At 74.6% G+C, this 17083-nt stretch carries 15 protein-coding genes; 7 read left to right on the top strand and 8 right to left on the bottom strand.

Features of this window, described 5'->3' with window-relative positions; all coding sequences use genetic code 11:
- Positions 1-111: 111 nt before the first annotated feature.
- The 4 genes from Srubr_RS14745 to Srubr_RS14730 all read right to left on the bottom strand — a co-directional run bounded on the left by Srubr_RS14745 (position 112) and on the right by Srubr_RS14730 (position 6524).
- Positions 112-2313 (bottom strand): bifunctional serine/threonine-protein kinase/ABC transporter substrate-binding protein, encoded by a 2202-nt coding sequence (locus Srubr_RS14745; protein ID WP_189999045.1) that lies wholly within the window; start codon positions 2311-2313, stop codon positions 112-114.
- Positions 2313-4439: a bifunctional serine/threonine-protein kinase/ABC transporter substrate-binding protein gene (locus Srubr_RS14740; RefSeq protein WP_189999044.1), complete on the bottom strand. Its 2127-nt coding sequence runs from the start codon at positions 4437-4439 to the stop codon at positions 2313-2315. Before Srubr_RS14740 ends, Srubr_RS14745 begins: the two co-directional genes overlap by 1 nt.
- Positions 4436-5413, bottom strand: coding sequence for a hypothetical protein (locus Srubr_RS40710; protein WP_229926962.1), 978 nt, complete (start codon positions 5411-5413; stop codon positions 4436-4438). The genes Srubr_RS14740 and Srubr_RS40710 overlap by 4 nt, the downstream gene beginning before the upstream one ends.
- A gap of 145 nt (positions 5414-5558) precedes the next feature.
- Positions 5559-6524: a hypothetical protein gene (locus Srubr_RS14730; protein ID WP_189999042.1), complete on the bottom strand. Its 966-nt coding sequence runs from the start codon at positions 6522-6524 to the stop codon at positions 5559-5561.
- Between the two features lie 160 nt (positions 6525-6684).
- Here Srubr_RS14730 and Srubr_RS14725 point away from each other — a divergent pair, with 160 nt between their 5' ends.
- The 5 genes from Srubr_RS14725 (at position 6685) to Srubr_RS14705 (ending at position 10220) form a co-directional block, all read left to right on the top strand.
- Positions 6685-6891, top strand: coding sequence for a hypothetical protein (locus Srubr_RS14725; RefSeq protein WP_189999040.1), 207 nt, complete (start codon positions 6685-6687; stop codon positions 6889-6891).
- A 31-nt stretch (positions 6892-6922) separates the two neighbouring features.
- Positions 6923-7351 (top strand): hypothetical protein, encoded by a 429-nt coding sequence (locus Srubr_RS14720; protein ID WP_189999039.1) that lies wholly within the window; start codon positions 6923-6925, stop codon positions 7349-7351.
- A 115-nt stretch (positions 7352-7466) separates the two neighbouring features.
- On the top strand, positions 7467-8582 hold the full coding sequence (locus Srubr_RS14715; protein ID WP_189999037.1) for a PLP-dependent cysteine synthase family protein: 1116 nt from the start codon (positions 7467-7469) through the stop codon (positions 8580-8582).
- Positions 8579-9835, top strand: coding sequence for an MDR family MFS transporter (locus tag Srubr_RS14710; RefSeq protein ID WP_373313636.1), 1257 nt, complete (start codon positions 8579-8581; stop codon positions 9833-9835). Before Srubr_RS14715 ends, Srubr_RS14710 begins: the two co-directional genes overlap by 4 nt.
- A 100-nt stretch (positions 9836-9935) precedes the next feature.
- Complete coding sequence (locus Srubr_RS14705) at positions 9936-10220, top strand: heavy-metal-associated domain-containing protein (protein ID WP_189999035.1); 285 nt, start codon at positions 9936-9938, stop codon at positions 10218-10220.
- On the opposite strand, the gene Srubr_RS14700 is transcribed toward Srubr_RS14705, so the two are convergent.
- The 3 genes from Srubr_RS14700 to Srubr_RS14690 all read right to left on the bottom strand — a co-directional run bounded on the left by Srubr_RS14700 (position 10193) and on the right by Srubr_RS14690 (position 13193).
- Positions 10193-10579: a pyridoxamine 5'-phosphate oxidase family protein gene (locus Srubr_RS14700; RefSeq protein ID WP_189999160.1), complete on the bottom strand. Its 387-nt coding sequence runs from the start codon at positions 10577-10579 to the stop codon at positions 10193-10195. The genes Srubr_RS14705 and Srubr_RS14700 overlap by 28 nt on opposite strands.
- 48 nt (positions 10580-10627) lie before the next feature.
- Complete coding sequence (locus Srubr_RS14695) at positions 10628-10849, bottom strand: hypothetical protein (protein WP_189999032.1); 222 nt, start codon at positions 10847-10849, stop codon at positions 10628-10630.
- 748 nt (positions 10850-11597) lie between these two features.
- Positions 11598-13193: an MFS transporter gene (locus Srubr_RS14690; RefSeq protein WP_189999031.1), complete on the bottom strand. Its 1596-nt coding sequence runs from the start codon at positions 13191-13193 to the stop codon at positions 11598-11600.
- 210 nt (positions 13194-13403) lie between these two features.
- On the opposite strand from Srubr_RS14690, the gene Srubr_RS14685 reads away from it, so the two are divergent.
- Positions 13404-13628 carry a hypothetical protein gene (locus Srubr_RS14685; RefSeq protein WP_189999029.1) on the top strand — a complete coding sequence of 75 codons (225 nt, stop codon included), beginning with the start codon at positions 13404-13406 and terminating at the stop codon, positions 13626-13628.
- Positions 13629-13952: 324 nt separating this feature from the next.
- Here Srubr_RS14685 and Srubr_RS14680 read toward each other — a convergent pair whose 3' ends face one another.
- Positions 13953-16208, bottom strand: coding sequence for a heavy metal translocating P-type ATPase (locus tag Srubr_RS14680; protein WP_189999028.1), 2256 nt, complete (start codon positions 16206-16208; stop codon positions 13953-13955).
- A 344-nt stretch (positions 16209-16552) separates the two neighbouring features.
- Between Srubr_RS14680 and Srubr_RS14675 the strand changes: the two genes are divergently transcribed.
- Positions 16553-16834 carry a metal-sensitive transcriptional regulator gene (locus tag Srubr_RS14675; protein ID WP_189999026.1) on the top strand — a complete coding sequence of 94 codons (282 nt, stop codon included), beginning with the start codon at positions 16553-16555 and terminating at the stop codon, positions 16832-16834.
- Positions 16835-17083 lie beyond the last annotated feature (249 nt).

Here is a 17083-nt window from a genome sequence, read left to right as displayed (position 1 = left end):
GTGGCGGTGAGGGTCTTACGTATGGCGCTGATGATGGTCTCCTTGTAGACGCGACCACAGTGTGATCGATCAGAAGACTCACAACCGCCGCACAAGGTTGCATCACATTTTTTATCTGTTCTTGGTGAACCGGTCGGACGGCCCGAGGTACCGGAAGGCCTTCCCTTCCGTCTGATACAGGAAGTACCCCTGGTCCTGTTGTGGGTCGATGCTCCGGGGGACGCCGGCGGTGAGGCGGAGGGGCTTGGCGAGTCCCTGATAGGTGAGGTCCGACAGCCGCTCGGCGACCGCCCCGGCGGTGATCCCGGCCCGGCCGCCCAGCGACTCCAGGGCCCGGGCGACCAGCCCCACCGCGTCGTACGCCTCCGGGGCCCAGCGGCCGGGCGCGACGCCATAGGCCGCGCGGTAGGCGGACCGGAAGGCGCCGGACACGCTGCCGGGATCGGTGAACGGGGCGCCGAACACCCACCCCTCGGCCGCCGCCCCGCCCTTCCGGAGGAAGTCCGGCCGCATGAGGTGCCAGGTGCCGAGGCGCGGCCCGGTGAAGCCGGTCTCGGCGAGGACACGGGCGCAGCGCGCGGCGCGGTCCGCCGAGGTCCCGGTGAAGACGACGGCCTGGGCCCGGTCGGCGAGCGCGGCGCGGACGGCGGGGGAGAAGTCGCCGCTTCCCGCCGGCACGGGGTACACGCGGGTCGTGCCCTCGTTCGGCGGACGCCGGGTGAGCGAGCCGGCCAGGTCGGACCCCACGCGACCCGCCGCCCGGTCGTCGATCACGGCGGTACGGTCCACCGGCCGCACGGAGGTCAGGTACGCGGCCAGCGGAACCGCCAGGAACTCCTCCGGGGCGCGGGTGACGCGCAGGGTCCGCAGGGTGTCGTCCTCTTCCAGCCGGGGATCGTCCAGCGAGACCAGGACCATGGCGGTGCGCGCGGTCCGGTAGCGCGGCGCGGCGGCCCGTGCCGCGGCCGGTGTGTCCGGGCCGAGGACCGCGCGCACGGCGGCCTTGGTGAAGCGTTCGGCGGCTTGTCGGGCCCGGGTGGCGTCGCCCCGGTCGTCGTAGGTGTCGAGGGCGAGCCGGAAGGAGATGCCCGCGCGCGCGTTGTGGTGCGCCACGGCCAGACGCGCGCCCCGCTCCTGGGCCACGCCGTCCGCCTGGTCCGCGCCGCTCAGGTCGGCCTGGAAGCCCAGGGTGTGCACGGGCAGTTCTCCGCCGGTTTTCTGACCGAGCGTCAGGTACGCGGCGGTCCCGCCGCCGAGTGCCAGAACCGAGGCCGTCGCGCCCCCCACCGCCAGCACCCGCCGCCGGTCCGGCGCGCGCTTCCCGGCCGGGGCCGTCGGCGCCGGACCGGTGACGGTCTCCTCGGGCGCGGGCCGACCCGTGGCGCGCCGGGGGGCGGGCAAGTCCAGTGCGCGGGCGGAGCGTTCGGCGACCAGGCGCAGCACGGCGGGCGGCAGCCAGCCCTCGGCCCCGCCGCCGGCGGGACCGGCGTCCCGCACCAGCTGCGTCCGGGGGTCCTGGAGCGCCGTCCGGACCCGCGCGGCCGTCGGGCGGCGCGCGGGGTCCTTGGCGAGGCAGCTCTCGATCAGCGGGCGCAGTCCGGCGGGCACGTCCGTGAGGTCGGGGTCCTCGTGCACCGTGCGGAACAGCACCGCCGCCGCGTGCCCGGTGCCGAACGGGCGCCGGGCCGAGGCCGCGTACGCCAGTACGCACCCAAGGGAGAAGACGTCGCTCGGCGGGCCGACCTCCTCGGCGCGGGCGCGGGCCTGTTCCGGTGACAAAAAGCCCGGTGTGCCCACGACGGCGTCGGGCGCGGTCAGCGCGGTGGCCCCGGCGGCGAGGGCGATGCCGAAGTCGATGAGCCGGGGACCGTCGAGGCCCAACAGCACGTTGCCCGGCTTGACATCGCGGTGCACCAGACCCGCCGCGTGCACGGCGGTCAGCGCCTCGGCCAGCCGGGAGCCCAGCACCCGCACCGCGGCCACGGGCAGTGCTCCATGGCCGTCGACCGCTTCCGCCAGGGCGGGGCCCGGCACGAACTCCGTGGCCAGCCAGGGCGAACGGGCCTCCGGGTCGGCGGCCACGACCGGCACCAGCCACCGCCCGGCCAGCCCTCGTACGGCCGTCACCTCGCGCCGGAACCGGGCCCGGAAGGCGGGGTCCGCCGCGTGTTCGGCGCGGATCACCTTCAGCGCGACCAGTGCCCCGCCCGTGCCGCGGGCGAGATAGACGACGCCCATGCCGCCGGCGCCGAGCCGGGCCAGCAGCCGGTGCCCGCCGATGTCCTCCGGGTCGTCCGCCGCGAGCGAGCGCATCACAAAGTCGCCTCGCCCGCGTAGGCGTACCGGCCGCCCTTCACCTCGTAGCGGAACACGTCGTACCCCTTGAGCTGCTGGTTCTCGTCGAACGCGTACGTGCGCACCAGCCCCTTGTACGTGCCCTTCGCCAGCAGGCCGTACAGCCTGCTCCGGGAGGGCCGGCCGCCCGCCTTGGCCAGCCGGGCGATGACCATGCGGGCCACGTCGTAGGCCTCCGCCGCCCAGTACGGGGGAGCGGAGCCGTAGCGCCCGCGGTAGGCGTCGGCGAAGGAGCGCACCCGTGCGGCCGACGGGTCGATGTACGGCGCGAAGACCTGCCAGCCCTCGGCGGCCGGGCCCGCTTCGGTCAGGAACTCCTGGCCGGCCGCCGGGTAGCCGAGGGCGCGCACGCCGGTGAAGCGCCGCTCGGCGAGCGCGCGGGCGACGGCCGCCGCGCGCGCCGGGGTGCCCGTGTAGACGAACCCGTCCGGCTCGCGCGCGAGCATCTCCGCGACCACCGGAGCGAGGTCCCCGGCGAGCCGGGGTACGACCCGTGGCTCGGCCGGGATCTTCAGGGTGCCGAGGGCCTGGAACGCGGTGTGGCCGATCTGCCAGGACGGGATGCCGCCGTCGCGGTCGATGAGGACGCCCGCCCGCCGGGCGCCCGCCTTGGCGAGCTGAAGGGCGATCAGCGCGGGCGACACCATGTACCCGGGCACGGCCTGGAGGAAGTGGCGGGGCTCCGAGACGCCGTACACCGCCTGCGCGGAGGAGGCCGTCAGCTGGGGAACGAGCTGTGCGTCGTAGGCGTCCAGGCTGGCGCCGGTGGTCCGGTCGCCGGTCGAGCCTATGACGGCGAGCAGGCCGGGATCGGCGGCCAGGGACCGGGCGGCCCGCACCGCGCGGGTCTCGTCGCCGCCGTCGTCGGCGACCGTGAGGGTGAGCGTGAACGGCTTGTCCTTCCGCGCGTTGAACTGCTCGACGGCCAGCCGTACACCGCGTTCCTGGGCCCGCCCCACGGCTTTCTGCGGCCCCGTCAGATCGGCCTGGACGCCCAGCAGCACGCGGCGTGCGGCGGGGGCGGGCGCGTCGTCGCGGCGGCTCGCCCAGAAGGCGGCACCGCCGCCCGCCGCGAGCAGGGCCGCGCCGCCGAGGAGCAGGATGCGACGGCGGCCGCCAGGGCCCGGTGCCGGGGCCGCGTCCCCGGGAAACCCCGTCGGCGGTTCCTCCGCCGCCGCGTCGAGGGCCGTCGCCTCGATGTCCGGCAGGGCGAGCAGCGCGGCGGACCGCTCCGCCACGAGCCGTACGACGTCGTCGGGCAGCCAGTCGGCGCCGGAGGGCGTGTCGCCGCCGAGCGCCTCGGCCACCTCGCGGGCGGTGGGCCGGGCGGCCGGGTCCTTGGCGAGACAGCGCTCCAGTGGCGCGCGCAGACCGTCGGGCAGCCCTTCCAGGTCGGGTTCGTCGTGGACGGTGCGGTACAGCAGGGCGTCCACGGCCCCGGTGCCGAAGGGCGGGCGCCCGGTGGCGGCGTAGGAGAGGAGGCAGCCGAGGGCGAAGACATCACTGGCGGGGGTGGCGGGGCGGGCCCGTGCCTGCTCCGGCGCGAGGAAGCCGGGGGTGCCGACGACCATGCCGTCCGCGGTGAGGGCCGTCTCCTCAGGGGCGCGGGCGATGCCGAAGTCGATCAGGCGCGGGCCGTCCAGGGCGAGGAGGACGTTGCCGGGCTTGACGTCCCGGTGCACAAGGCCCGCGCCGTGCACGGCGGTCAGCGCCCGGGCCAGCATCCGGCCGAGCGCACGCACCGCCTCCGGCGGCAGCGGCCCGCGGGCGGCGACCGCCTCGGCGAGCGAGGGGCCCGGTACGAAGGCGGTGGCCAGCCAGGGCGCGGGCGCGTCCGGGTCGGCGCCGGTCACCGCCACGGCCCAGGGGCTGTCCACCCGGCGGGCCGCGGCGACCTCGCGGCGGAACCGGGCGCGGAACTCGGGCTGGTCGGCGTACTCCGGCAGGATCACCTTGACGGCGGCCAGCGCCCCGGACCGCGCCCGTCCCAGGTACACGACCCCCATACCGCCGGCGCCGAGCCGCGCGAGCAGCCGGTGACCACCGAGGTGGGAGGGGTCGGAGGGCTTGAGCTTCCCGGTCATCGGCGACCGCCCTCGGGGGCGGCGGGGCCGGGGTGTTCGGAGGCGGTGGACCCGGATGTCTCCGGGCCGGCTGCCCCGGCCGCTTCCAGTCGCGCGGTCCCAGCGGCCTCCGGGCCGGTGGACCCGGTCGTCCTCGGGGCGTTGGACGCTGTCGCGGGAGGCGGCGGCGATCCGGTCGCGGTTCGTCGTTCGATCGCGCCGCGCAGGCTGGTGCGCATCGTGGCGTGCGGCTCGCGCAGCAGGTCCAGCAGGCCGCGCTTGGTCCAGCCCTTGGCGCCCCGCGCGGAGACCGCGAGGGTGAACTGGCCGATGCGGGTCTGCTCCCAGACGTACGGGTGGGGACCGCCGACGTCGTCGCCGGTGTAGGTGCCGGACTCGGCCAGGACGTCGTCGGCGAAACCGTTGCCCGAGTCCCCGAGGGCGTTCGGTACGTCGGTCAGGTCCCGGAGCACCTCACCGGGGCGTAGCAGCTGGGAGGGACAGCGCATCATCTCCTCCAGCACCTCGGCGTTCTCCCAGTCGGCCCGTTCGGCGGAGCGGTGCGCCGTGACGACGGCACTCAGGCGCAGCGGCCCCCTGCCGCCCCGCGCCGGAATCTCGTAGTGACGGGTCAGACTGGCGAGGACGTCCTCCGGGAGCGCCCGCTGCTCCCAGACGCAGGAATCCCCGAGCACCGCCCACCGCCGCGGGTCGCTCTCGTACGGCTCACGGCGGACGGTGCCGGGGCCGAAGGCGCTGGGCCCCGGCATGATGCCGCGGACCAGGGCGGCGGCCTCGGCCCGGGTCCGGGGGAGCCTGGCCGGGTCGGCGTCGACCGCGGCGGTCGGTGACGGGCCGGTGCCGGCGGCCCCGCCGTTCTCCGTCCCGGTCGCCGGCCCGTCGGGACCGTCCCCGCCGGAGGTGCAGCCGGCCAGCAGTACGCCGCACACCGCGACGGCGCAGCCGAGGCGCGCCGCCGACCCTCCCAGCTCCACGAAGTCCCCCCAGCGGGTCGCCCGGCCGTCATGCGTCGGACCTCATGCTAGGCGGCAACGGCCAAAGGCGGAGCGGCAGTTGACGATCGCGTGGCCCAGCTGTGCCACGGCTGTCACACAGTCCGGGCCGTGTCACCGCCCGCGCTCAACGGCTGTGCCCGAAGTGCCCGCCGGACTCCGGGGCGGGCGTCGCCGAGGTGTCCGGCAGCCCGGCGGGCCGGCCCGCCCGGACGGTGAACGCGGCGGTGTGGACCCGGCCGGCGTGCTTGAAGTCCAGGAACAGCCGGTAGGTGCCGGTGCTGGGCGCCATCGTGGTGAAGGAGATGTCCGGTCCCGGCCGCGTCCTGCCGTCCCCGGGCTCGCCGCCCGGGTGTACGTGCAGATGGCCGAGGTCTCCGGAGCGCAGCGCCACCAGGTGGCCGTAGGCGCCGAGGTAGGGCTGGAGGTCGCGTACCGGCTTGCCGTCGCGGGTCACGCCGAGTGTCAGCTCGCTGTCCCGGCCGGGGGAGAGCCGGCCGCGGAGGCTGACCCGGTACCCGTCGACCTCGGCCGTGGTGGCGGGGGCCGGGAGGGGCGCGGGTGTGTAGGCGCCGGAGGCGGTGAGGTCGGCGCCGAGGGTCAGCCCCTCGCCACCGGCCGGCGTGAAGTCGGCGAAGACCCGGTAGGCCCCGGCCCGGGGCGGCGTCAGGGGTGCGGACCAGGTGCCGTCGGCGGCGCGCGTCGGATGCAGGTGCTGGTAGTGGGTCAGGTCCCGGGAGGCGATGATCAGGTGCAGTTCCTTGGTGTGTTCCTCCTGGTAGGCGGTGAGCGGGCGCCCGGTGGCGTCCCGTACGACCGCGAACCGCAGGTCGGTCTTCCGGCCCGCCGTGACGGCCGGGGTCTTCAGGTCGAGGGTGTAGCCCCGCTCCGAGGTCTGCAGCCCGCCGGGCGCCGCCGCGGGTCCGGCGCCAGCGGCGGGCTTCCCGCCCGGCGTGGCGCCCGGGTGCCCGTCATGTGCCGCGCTCTCGGTCCGCAGGGAGATCTCGCCGACCCCGCCGCCGACGCCGTAGGCGATGCCGAACGCGGCGGCGAGCGCGGCGGCGTAGGCGGTGATCCGCACCCCGGTCTTCATGGTGACTCCTCGTCTGTTCGCTGCCCACAGGCGGCTCGATGACCTTCAACATACCCCAGGGGGGTACATAGTCAAGTCGGAGGACTCCTTGCCCGTTGATACGGGCCAGGGGTATGTGTGGAGCCGTTTCACCGCCGGCGCGCGACGAGAGGACCCGAGGATGACCTCAAGGCTGAAGACCTCCGGGCGGCGAGGCCCGGAGGGCGGCGGACCGGCCGCGTGGACCGTGCTCCGCAAGGGAGTCGGGCACCCCGTGACCCGCATGGCTGCGATCGCCCTCCTCCAGGCCCTGGCCGCCCGCCTCGGGGACGCGGGCCCCGGTCGGACGTGCGGCTGCCAAGGGCCCGGCGGGCGCGCCGCGATGTGACAGCAAGTCACTTCGCCATTACCCTGCGCATGTGATCGGAGCGTGGGGCGGCGGCGACGGGAGCGCGGGGCGCTCTCGCCGCGCCGCCCTGCTGATCGGGCTGGTCCTGGTGATCGCCGCCCATCTCACCGGCTCGGTGCACGCCTGCTCCTTCGCCGGATCCGGCCCGAGTGCCGTGGCGGCAGGGGAGGTCGTGCAGCCGGCGGACACCGCCGACGGCACGGATCCGACCGGCCCTCCCCGTCACCGGCACGCCGCGGACGGCCATCTGGACCACACGGCTGACCGGCCGCGCGCCGCCCTGGACGACACCGGGCTCGCCGGCGAACAACACCCGCCGGTGCTGCCGACCGTGCCCCGCGGGCGCGCGACGCACCCAGGATGGCGCAGACCCCCCGGTGTCCCCCGTGACCGTGCCAACGGCCCCTCGCTCGCGGCTGTTCGCGTGCTGCGGCAGTAGGGCGGCACCCGCACCCCCGGACCCGTCAGGCGGGCCGGGGGGTGCTCGCGCGCCATGCCCCCCACTCGCACAGCGCCCGCCCCGCCGAGGCCGGGCGCGAAGGAGCCGTACCCGCATGCCCCTCTCCCCGCTCGCGCCGCTCCGCACGCACACCTCCCGCCCGCCGGCCGCCCGGCACCCCGCCCAACTCGTGGGCGGCACACCGGTGCTGTGGGTGGATGAACCCTTCGCCCCGCCCGGCCGGGGCTTCCACGCCAAGCTGGAAGGCGCCAACCCCGGCGGCCTCAAGGACCGGCCCGCCCTGCACATGGTCCGCGAGGCCCGGCGCCGGGGCGACCTCGCGCCGGGCGCGCCGGTCATCGAGTCCTCCAGCGGCACCCTCGGTCTCGGCCTCGCCCTGGCCGGGCTGACCTACGGCCACCCCGTCACCGTCGTCACCGACCCCGGCCTGGAACCTCCCGTCCACCGCCTGCTCACCGCGCTGGGCGCACGGGTCGTCCGGGTCACCGCGCCGCACCCCGACGGCGGCTGGCAGGAGGCCCGCCGCGCACGGGTCGCCGAACTGCTCGCGCGCACCCCGGGCGCGTACTGCCCGGACCAGTACCGCAACCCCGACAACGCCGCCGCCTACCGGCCCCTCGCGGCCGAACTGATCGCCCAACTCGGCGGCGTCGACGTGCTGGTGGCGGCGGTCGGCACGGGCGGACACTCCGCCGGGATCTCCGCCGCGCTGCGCGAGAGCCGCCCCGGGCTGACGCTCATCGGGGTCGACGCGGTCGGCTCGGCGATCTTCGGCCAGCCGGCCGGCCCACGGCTGATGCGCGGACTCGGCTCCAGCATCCACCCGGACAACGTCGACTACGCGGCCTTCTCGGAGGTCCACTGGGTGGGCCCGGCCGAGGCCGTCCGGGCGTGCCGGAGCCTCGCCCGCCGGTACGGCGTCTCGGGCGGCTGGAGCGTCGGGGCGGTGGCGTTGGTGGCGGGCTGGGCGGCCCGGAACCACCCCGCCGGGACCCGGATCGCCGCCGTCTTCCCCGACGGCCCGCACCGCTACCTCCAGACCGTCTACGACGACGACTGGTGCCGCGACCACGGGCTCCTCGGGTCGGCCCCGCCGACGGAACCCGACGAGATCGCCGAGCCCGGCGCGCGCGTGGTGACGCGCTGGACCCGGTGTGCCCGGGTCCGCGATCCGCTCGCCCGCGCCCTGGCGAAGGCCGGTGCCCGGTGAGGGGGCCGTGGCCCCGGACGGCCGGCTTCGGCCGGCCGGCCCGGCTGCTGATGGTGAACCAGTTCGGCATCAACCTCGGCTTCTACATGCTCATGCCCTACCTGGCCGACCATCTGGCCCACGGCCTCGGCCTGGCCGCCTGGGCCGTCGGGCTGGTGCTGGGCGTGCGCAACGTCTCCCAGCAGGGCATGTTCCTCCTCGGCGGCACCCTCGCCGACCGCTACGGCTGCAAGCCGCCGATCCTCGCCGGATGCGCCCTGCGCGCGGTCGTGTTCGCCCTGCTGGCGGTGGCGGAATCGCTGCCCGTCCTGGTGGCGGCCTCGGCGCTGACCGGCCTGGCGGGCGCGCTGTTCAACCCGGCGGTGCGCGCCTATCTCGCGGCCGACGCCGGTGAGGAACGCAGAGTGGCGGCGTTCGCCGCCTTCAACGTCTTCTACCAGGCGGGCATCCTGATCGGCCCGCTCGCCGGACTGGCCCTGCTGGCCTGGGACTTCGGTGCCGTGTGCACGGTCGCGGCGGTCGTATTCGGCGCCCTGGCCGGGCTCCAGGCCCGGGCCCTGCCCGCCCGGCCCCCGGCCGGCCGGAGCGCCGGTCCCGCCTGGCGGGCGGTCGCCGCCGACTGGCGCGCCGTGGCCGCCAACCGGCCCTTCCTGCTGTTCGCCGCCGCCATGAGCGGTTCGTATGTGCTGGCCTTCCAGGTGTATCTCGCCCTGCCGCTGCACGCCCGGGGCCTGTTCGGCGCCCGGACCGGCGTGGTGACGGGCGCGGTGTTCGCCGTCTCCGCGCTCGCCGCGCTGGCGGGGCAGGTGAAGCTGACCGCGTGGGCGCAGCGCAATCTGCCCGGCCCGCGGGCCGTCGTCCACGGCCTGACGGTCATGGGCGCCGCCTTCCTGCCCCTGCTGCCCGGGACGCACGGCACCGTGACCGGGGTGGCCGCCCTGACGGTGTGCGCGGTGCTGCTGGCCTGCGGCGGCGCCCTGCTCTACCCGTTCGAGATGGACACCGTGGTGCGGCTCTCCGGTGATCGGCTCGTCGCCACCTACTACGGCGCCTACAACACCGCCTCCGGCATCGCGGTCTCGCTCGGCAACCTGGCCGTCGGGGCGCTGTTCGACACCGGGCTGCGCTGGCTGCCGTGGGCGGTGCTGGCCGCGACCGGCCTCGGCTGCGCCGCCCTGGTCGCGCGGCTGCACCGGGCCGGGCACCTGGCCGCGCGGCCCGTCCTGGCGGCCGGACGACTTGCCGCTGGATAGGGGTAGGGGGTATACCTGTGCCTCATCAGTGCTGCGATACCCCCACCCTCTAGGGGTATACGACGCGCTCCGTCTCATCACCACCCCCAGGAGGAAGTCCATGTCGTCCTGCTGCAGCCCCGACGGCAGCTGCCACTCCGGCTCGGCCACCACCCAGATCACCACCGATGCCGCCAGGACGGTCTACGCCGTGACGGGTATGACCTGCGGCCACTGCGAGGCCGCGGTCACCAAGGCCGTCAGCGGCGTCGACGGCGTGCTGTCGGTGGAGGTGGACGTGAAGACGGGCCGGGTCACCGTGGTCGCCGAGGAGGACCCCGACGACGCCGTGATCGCCCGGGCCGTCGACGAGGCCGGCTACGCGCTGACCGGCCGCGCCGCCTGAGGCCGGCCCCCGAGACGCTCCTCGCCGCGGTGCGGGGAGCGATCCGGCGGCAGCTGCCACATGGCACGCTGCGCGGCGTCGGCGAACACCGTCTCGCAGATGGGCGCGTGGTACGCCTCCAGCTCGTCCGGGCCGATCTCCGTGCAGCGGCCGGTGAACCGGGCGCCGTCGACCGACGCGATGGCCACCCCGGCGGCCCCCTCGGTCACGAACAGCGAACCGCTCACCCGGGGGTCCGCGCGGATGTCCCCGCTGTCCCGGGCGCCGGTGGAGGAACCCAAGACGAAGCGCAACGGCCCGGCGAACCAGGCGTATTCCAGGGTGGCCACCCACGGTGCTCCGTCCCGCGCGGTGAGCAGGTTCCTCGACGGCGTCGTCCCAGCGCGCCGGGTCCGCCCGGAGAACGCTTAACTGGTCGGACCGGGCGAGCGGTTCGCGGATGGTGTGGTCCAGGAGTTGATGGTCGTCTGGCTGCCGCCGATCATCAGCAGCAGCGTCGCCACCAGTTCGTGCTCGTTCAGCGACTCCTCGCCCTCCTCGCCCTCCTCGCGCGCGGCGAGCAGGAAGCTGGTGAGGTCGTCCGCCGGAGCGCTCCGCTTGGTGCTGATCAGCAAGTGCGTCGCGGCCACCAGGCCGTCGTACAGCGCGACCGACTCCTGCTCGGACGGGCCGGTCCGGGCGATCCCGGAACACCCGCGGCGCCTCGGGCCGCTGGTCGTCCAGGATGCCGAAGAGGTCGCAGATTACCTGGGCCGGCACGCTGTAGGAGAACTCCTGGCGCAGGTCCACCGGTTCGTCACCGGGCCGCGTGGCCGGCTGGTCCAGCAGCATGGTGACGTCCGCCTCGATGTGCGAGCGCGGCCGCTCCACCCGGCGCGGGGGGAAGGCCGGGACGATCAGCTTGCGCAGCCGCGCGTGCTCCCGCCCGTCCGCCGTGGCCATCGAGTCCAGGTCGACCCACGCAGACAGCCACGGCACGGAACCGGGCTGATAAGCCGGCACGGTCTTCTTCAGGTCCCGGGACACACCGGGGTGGGTCAGGAGCATCCGTACGACATCCCCCCCCCCCCCGGGACACCGACCAGGCCGCCACCCCCTCCGGTGGCTGCACGGGGACGGCGGGCCCCAGCGACCGCAGGCGTTCGACCTACGCGTACATGCACCGGCCGCCCCGGTTGTCGAACGTCTCGGTGGGAGTCGCGCTGAAGGGAATCACTGACACTTCCTGCCTCCTGACGAGGGGGCCGGACGCGGCGGCCGGCGCCGGTGTCGGACCGCTCCGGCCGCCGCGTCCGGCGGTGTTCACTGAAAATCGCTGTGCGTGCGGGTCTGTTGGTGCCGTTCCGTTGTTCCGCTGGTCCGTTCAGGCGCTGCCGGTCAGTCCGAATCGGCCGCGGGGACCGACGGGGCGGGGCTCGCCTCGGCGGGCCCGGCGTCGGGCACCGCCGAGCCGGTCGGCGGTACGTGACGCAGTGAAAGCGCCGCGGCGACGGCGCCCGCCGCCGCGATCACCGCTGCCGTGCCGGCGGCGACGTTGAGCCCGCTGGTGAAGGCGTCCCGGGCCACGGCCAGCAACTGGTCCCCGACCCGGCCGGGCAGCTCCCGGGCGGCGGCCACGGCGCCGTCGAGGTTCTCCCGGGCGGCGGAGGCCGCCGGGGCCGACAGGCCGTCGGGCAGCTTGTCGTCGACGCCGTCGCGGTAGACGGCGGTGCCGATGCTGCCGATGACGGCGACACCCAGCGAGATGCCGAGGTCGTTGACGGTGGACGCCAGGCCGCCGGCCGCGCCCGCCTTCTCCGGCGGCACCGAGCCGACCACGAGGTCCGTGGTCAGCGCCATGGACGGGGAGACCGCCGGGTAGAGCACGATGAAGCCGACGATGACCCAGGGCAGCCCGGTGGTGCTGTCGACGAGGGTGAACAGGATGTAGCCGACGACCTGCACGGCCAGGCCCGTGGCGATGACATACCCCGGCCGGACGCGCCGGGCGAGGACCGGGGAGCGCATCGCGACCACGATCAGGGCCAGGGCGGCGGGGAGGATCGCGAACCCGGTCTTCAGCGGCGAGAGGGCCTTCACCAGCTGGAGGTACTGGGTGAACATCAGATACACGCCGCCCAGGCCCATGGCCGACAGGACGAAGACGCCCAGCGCCCCGCTGACCGTCCGGTTCTTGAACAGCCGGACGTCCAGCAGCGGCTCGGCGGAGCGCAGCTGGCGGACGACGAACAGGACACCGAAGAGCAGGCCCACCACGACGGCCAGGGCCGGTACCAGCGGTGAGTCGCTGGTGGCGAACGACTTCACGCCGTAGATCAGCGGCAGCAGCGTCAGCAGCATGAGCAGCGCGCTGACCAGGTCCAGCCGGCCCGCGCTAGGGCCCTGCCGGCCCGGCAGCAGCAGGGGCGCGCCGATCACCACGACCGCCATCACCGGTACGGCGACGAAGAACGTCGCCCGCCACGAGAACGCCTCCAGCAGCAGACCGCTGAGCAGCGGGCCGAGCGCGACACCGGCCGAGATGGCCGCCGCCCAGGTGCCGATGGCGACGCCCCGCTGCTTCGGGTCCTGGAACATCGTGAAGATCAGTCCGAGCGTGGTCGGCATCTGCATGGCCGCCGCCACGCCGAGCAGCGCGCGCCAGACGATCATCAGCTCGGCTGAGTCGGTGAAGGCCGCCGTCGCCGAGACCAGCCCGAACAGCAGTGCCCCGGTGATCAGGAGGTTCCGGTGGCCGAAGCGGTCGGCCACCGTGCCCATCAGCACCAGCAAGCTGGCCATCAGGAAGCCGTAGATGTCCAGGATCCACAGTGTCTGCGTGCTGCTGGGCCGCAGATCCGCCGCGAGATAGGGGATGGCCAGGAACAGGATGGTCAGCATCATGAACAGCAGGAGCGCGGGAAGAACCAGCAGACACAACGCGGCCCACTGCTTGCCCCCTGCTCGTAACTGCGGACTCCCTGCCGAAGACATCAGCACTCCTCTCCTCGTCGAGACCTGCGGCAAGACCGCGCCGCGCCGTGGCACGGCCACCGGGCACACAGGCATACCCCTACCGGGTATTGCAGTGAAAATACGGGTGGGGGGTATAGGTGTCAAGCCGGGCTGAGGGCCTGCGGACGGGTGTGCTCAGCCCGTGCCGAGGCCGCGTGCCAGGCAGTGCCAGAACGCGGCCTCCAGCGCGTGCGCGGTCCACGCCCAGCGCACGGCGGCCACCGGGTGGTCCCCGCCGGCCAGGCCGTCCGCCAGGGTGGCCGTCGCCTGGTCCAGCGTGCGGCGCTGTTCGGAACGGCGAGCGACACCGTGCTGGCGCTGCCGGCGACCGCCGGCCGCGCGGTGACCCTGACCTCCGCCACGAAGACGTGCAACGGGCAGGCGCGCACTGCGCGGGCGCGCATGTCGGCGTGACCGGGGTGCGCGCCTGCGGCAGGTGCCGGCCCGTACCGCCGCGCCGGTGTTGGGGTGGGCCACCGGATGCGGCAAACGGCCTTCCTCGCCCCGACCGGACCGCCGCGAACCGGCGCTGGAGTCGGCCCAAGGTCCCGGGCCTCGTCCCGGAAGAACGCGTATGCCGGGGTGGCGAAGCCGAGGCGTACGAAGCCTTCGCCGCCCACATCTTTGAGGACATCCCGCGCCGCATCCGGGCGTCCCTGCCCCGACACATTGCCGGCAAGCACGGACATACGACGGCGGCGGGCGGACCACACGGTCCGCCCGCCGCCGTGCCGTGGTTCAGGCGGCGGCCCGGAACCGGCGCAGCCGCAGGCTGTTGCTGACGACGAACACCGACGAGAACGCCATCGCGGCACCGGCGATCATGGGATTGAGCAGTCCGCTCGCGGCGAGCGGCAGGGCGGCGACGTTGTAGGCGAACGCCCAGAACAGATTGCCCTTGATGGTGCCGAGGGTGCGCCGGGCGAGCCGGATGGCGTCCGCCGCGACCCGCAAGTCCCCCCGGACCAGGGTGAGGTCGCCCGCCTCGATGGCCGCGTCCGTTCCGGTGCCCATGGCCAGGCCCAGGTCGGCCTGGGCCAGCGCCGCGGCGTCGTTGACGCCGTCCCCGACCATCGCGACGGCGTGCCCCTCGCCCTGGAGACGCTTGACCACGTCCACCTTGTCCTCGGGCATGACCTCCGCTATCACCTGGTCGATGCCCGCCTCGGCGGCCACGGACCGGGCGACGCTCTCGTTGTCCCCGGTGAGCAGGATCGGGGTCAGCCCGAGCGCTCGCAGCCGCCGAACGGCCTCGGCGCTGGTCTCCTTGATGGCGTCGGCGACCTCCAGCACGGCACGCGGCTCACCGTCCCAGGCCACCGTGATGACCGTACGGCCCGCGGCCTCGGCGTCGGCACCGGCCCGCGCCAGGCCGGCGGGCAGCTCCATGGACCGCTCGGCGAGCAGCTTCTGCCGGCCGACGAGGACGCGGTGCCCGTCGACCACGCCCTCCACACCGAGCCCCGGCAGGTTCGAAAAGTCCCGCGGGGCCGGCAGCGTGCCGACCCGGTCGGCGGCACCGGCGGCGACGGCCTGTGCGATGGGGTGCTCGGAGGCGTGCTCCAGCGCGCCCGCCAGCCGCAGCACCTCCCGCTCGGCCACGCCCTCGGCCGGGTGCACGGCCAGCAGGCTCATCCGGCCCGTGGTCACGGTGCCGGTCTTGTCCAGCACGATGGTGTCGACCTTCCGGGTGGTCTCCAGCACCTCCGGCCCCTTGATGAGGATGCCGAGCTGGGCACCGCGCCCGGTGCCGACCAGCAGGGCCGTCGGGGTGGCCAGGCCCAGGGCGCAGGGGCAGGCGATGATGAGCACCGCGACGGCGGCGGTGAACGCCGCCGTGGCGCCCGCGCCGTTGCCGAGCCAGAAGCCGAGGGTGGCCACGGCCAGGCCGATCACGATGGGCACGAAGACGGCGGAGATCCGGTCGGCGAGCCGCTGCGCGGCGGCCTTGCCGTTCTGCGCGTCCTCCACCATCTGGGCCATCCGGGCCAGTTGGGTGTCGGAACCGACCCGGGTGGCCTGGACGACGAGCCGGCCGCCGGCGTTCAGGGTCGCGCCGGTGACGGCGTCGCCCTCGCCGACCTCCACGGGCACGGACTCGCCGGTCAGCATGGAGGCGTCGACCGCCGAACTGCCCTCGACCACGGTGCCGTCGGTCGCGATCTTCTCGCCCGGCCGGACGATGAACCGGTCGCCCACGGCCAGGTCCTCGATCCGGATCCGCTCCTCGCGGCCCCCACGCAGCACGGTGACTTCCTTGGCGCCCAGCTCCATCAGGGCCCGCAGGGCGGCGCCGGCCATGCGCTTGGAGCGCGCCTCGAAGTACCGGCCCGCCAGGAGGAAGGCCGTCACCCCGGCCGCGGTCTCCAGATAGAGGTTCCCGCCGCCGTCCGAGGGGGAGATGGTCAACTCGAAGCCGTGGGTCATCCCCGGGGTGCCGGCCGAGCCGAAGAACAGCGCCCACAGGGACCACAGGAACGCGGCGGCGGTGCCGACCGAGATCAGGGTGTCCATGGTGACGGCGCCGTGCCGCAGGTTGGTGAAGGCCGCGCGGTGGAAGGGCCAGGCGGCGTAGGTGACCACCGGCGCCGTCAGGGTGAGGGAGAGCCATTGCCAGTAGTCGAACTGCCAGGCGGGCACCATGGCCAGGACGATGACGGGCACGGCCAGCGTCACGGCGGTGATCAGACGCTCGCGCAGCGAGCGCAGCTCGTCGTCCGCCCGGCCGCCGCTCTCGCCCGCCTCGCCGCCCTCCGGTACGGCGGGCGCGGGCGGGGCCGCGGTGTAGCCGACGGCCTCGACGGTGGCGATCAGATCCGCCACCTGGAGGACGGGGGAGTAGGTGATCTTGGCCTTCTCGGTGGCGTAGTTGACGGTGGCCTCGACTCCCTCCATGCGGTTGAGCTTCTTCTCGATGCGGGCGGCACACGAGGCGCACGTCATCCCGCCGATGGTCAGCTCAACTTGGGCCAGGTCTGGGGTGGTTGTTGCCATCATGCTCCTCGGCAGGGGACTGCGGAGCCGGCGGACCAGGGGGCGGCCCGCGGCCGGTTGCATACCCCTACGGGGTATCGGTGAAGCTATGTATACCCCCGCGTCCACACAGAAGCAAGGCAGGAGAAGATCGTTGGCCGTATACAGGCGGGGGGTATGCCCGCCAGGGGGTCCGCCCGCGCGCTCGACGCCCGCTCAAGGCGCCCCCGTGCTCCCGGGCTTCGCGTGTCGCGCCGGGCATGGCCGGTCGGTCTCGGGTGCTTCATACGGGCCGCGGGTATCTTTCTGGAGGGAGCTCGCCGCGGTGCGGGGCATCCCTCGGGAGAGGGAAGGGAAGCGGAGTCATGGCGGGGCAGAAGAAGCACAAGGATGACGTGATGATGCGGCTCCGGCGCATCGAGGGCCAGGTCCGCGGCCTCCAGCGCCTGGTGGCCGAGGACACCTACTGCATCGACGTCCTCACCCAGGTGTCGGCGGTGACCCGCGCGCTGCAGTCGTTCGCGCTGCAGATGCTCGACGAGCACATGGCCACCTGCGTGAGCGACGCGGTCGCGGAGGGCGGCGAGGAGCGCGAGCGGAAGCTGAAGGAGGCGTCCGACGCGATCGCACGCCTGGTGCGTTCCTGACGGCGGACGACCGTCGCCGGCCGGCTTCTCCTCGACGCGTGTGCACCTTCGTACGGCGCGCAAGTCGCCCTGGGCCCAGGCGCGTTCCCTGATGGGTGCCGCGCGCGAGCGCCGGACCGCGGCCCCGGAGGGCGAGGAACGGCGTCGCCGTCAAGGCGCCCGACCGCCGCTCGCGCGGCTTCTCCGTCCGGGGCTTGTCCCGGCCACTCCCCGCCCCTAGGGTCGTCCCCGTACGACAGCAAGCGCTTT

The organism is Streptomyces rubradiris (assembly GCF_016860525.1).
In the GTDB taxonomy this organism is placed as follows: domain Bacteria; phylum Actinomycetota; class Actinomycetes; order Streptomycetales; family Streptomycetaceae; genus Streptomyces; species Streptomyces rubradiris.
The sequence above is the reverse complement of the archived record's forward strand: the minus strand, read 5'-3'. Positions and strand labels throughout refer to the sequence as shown.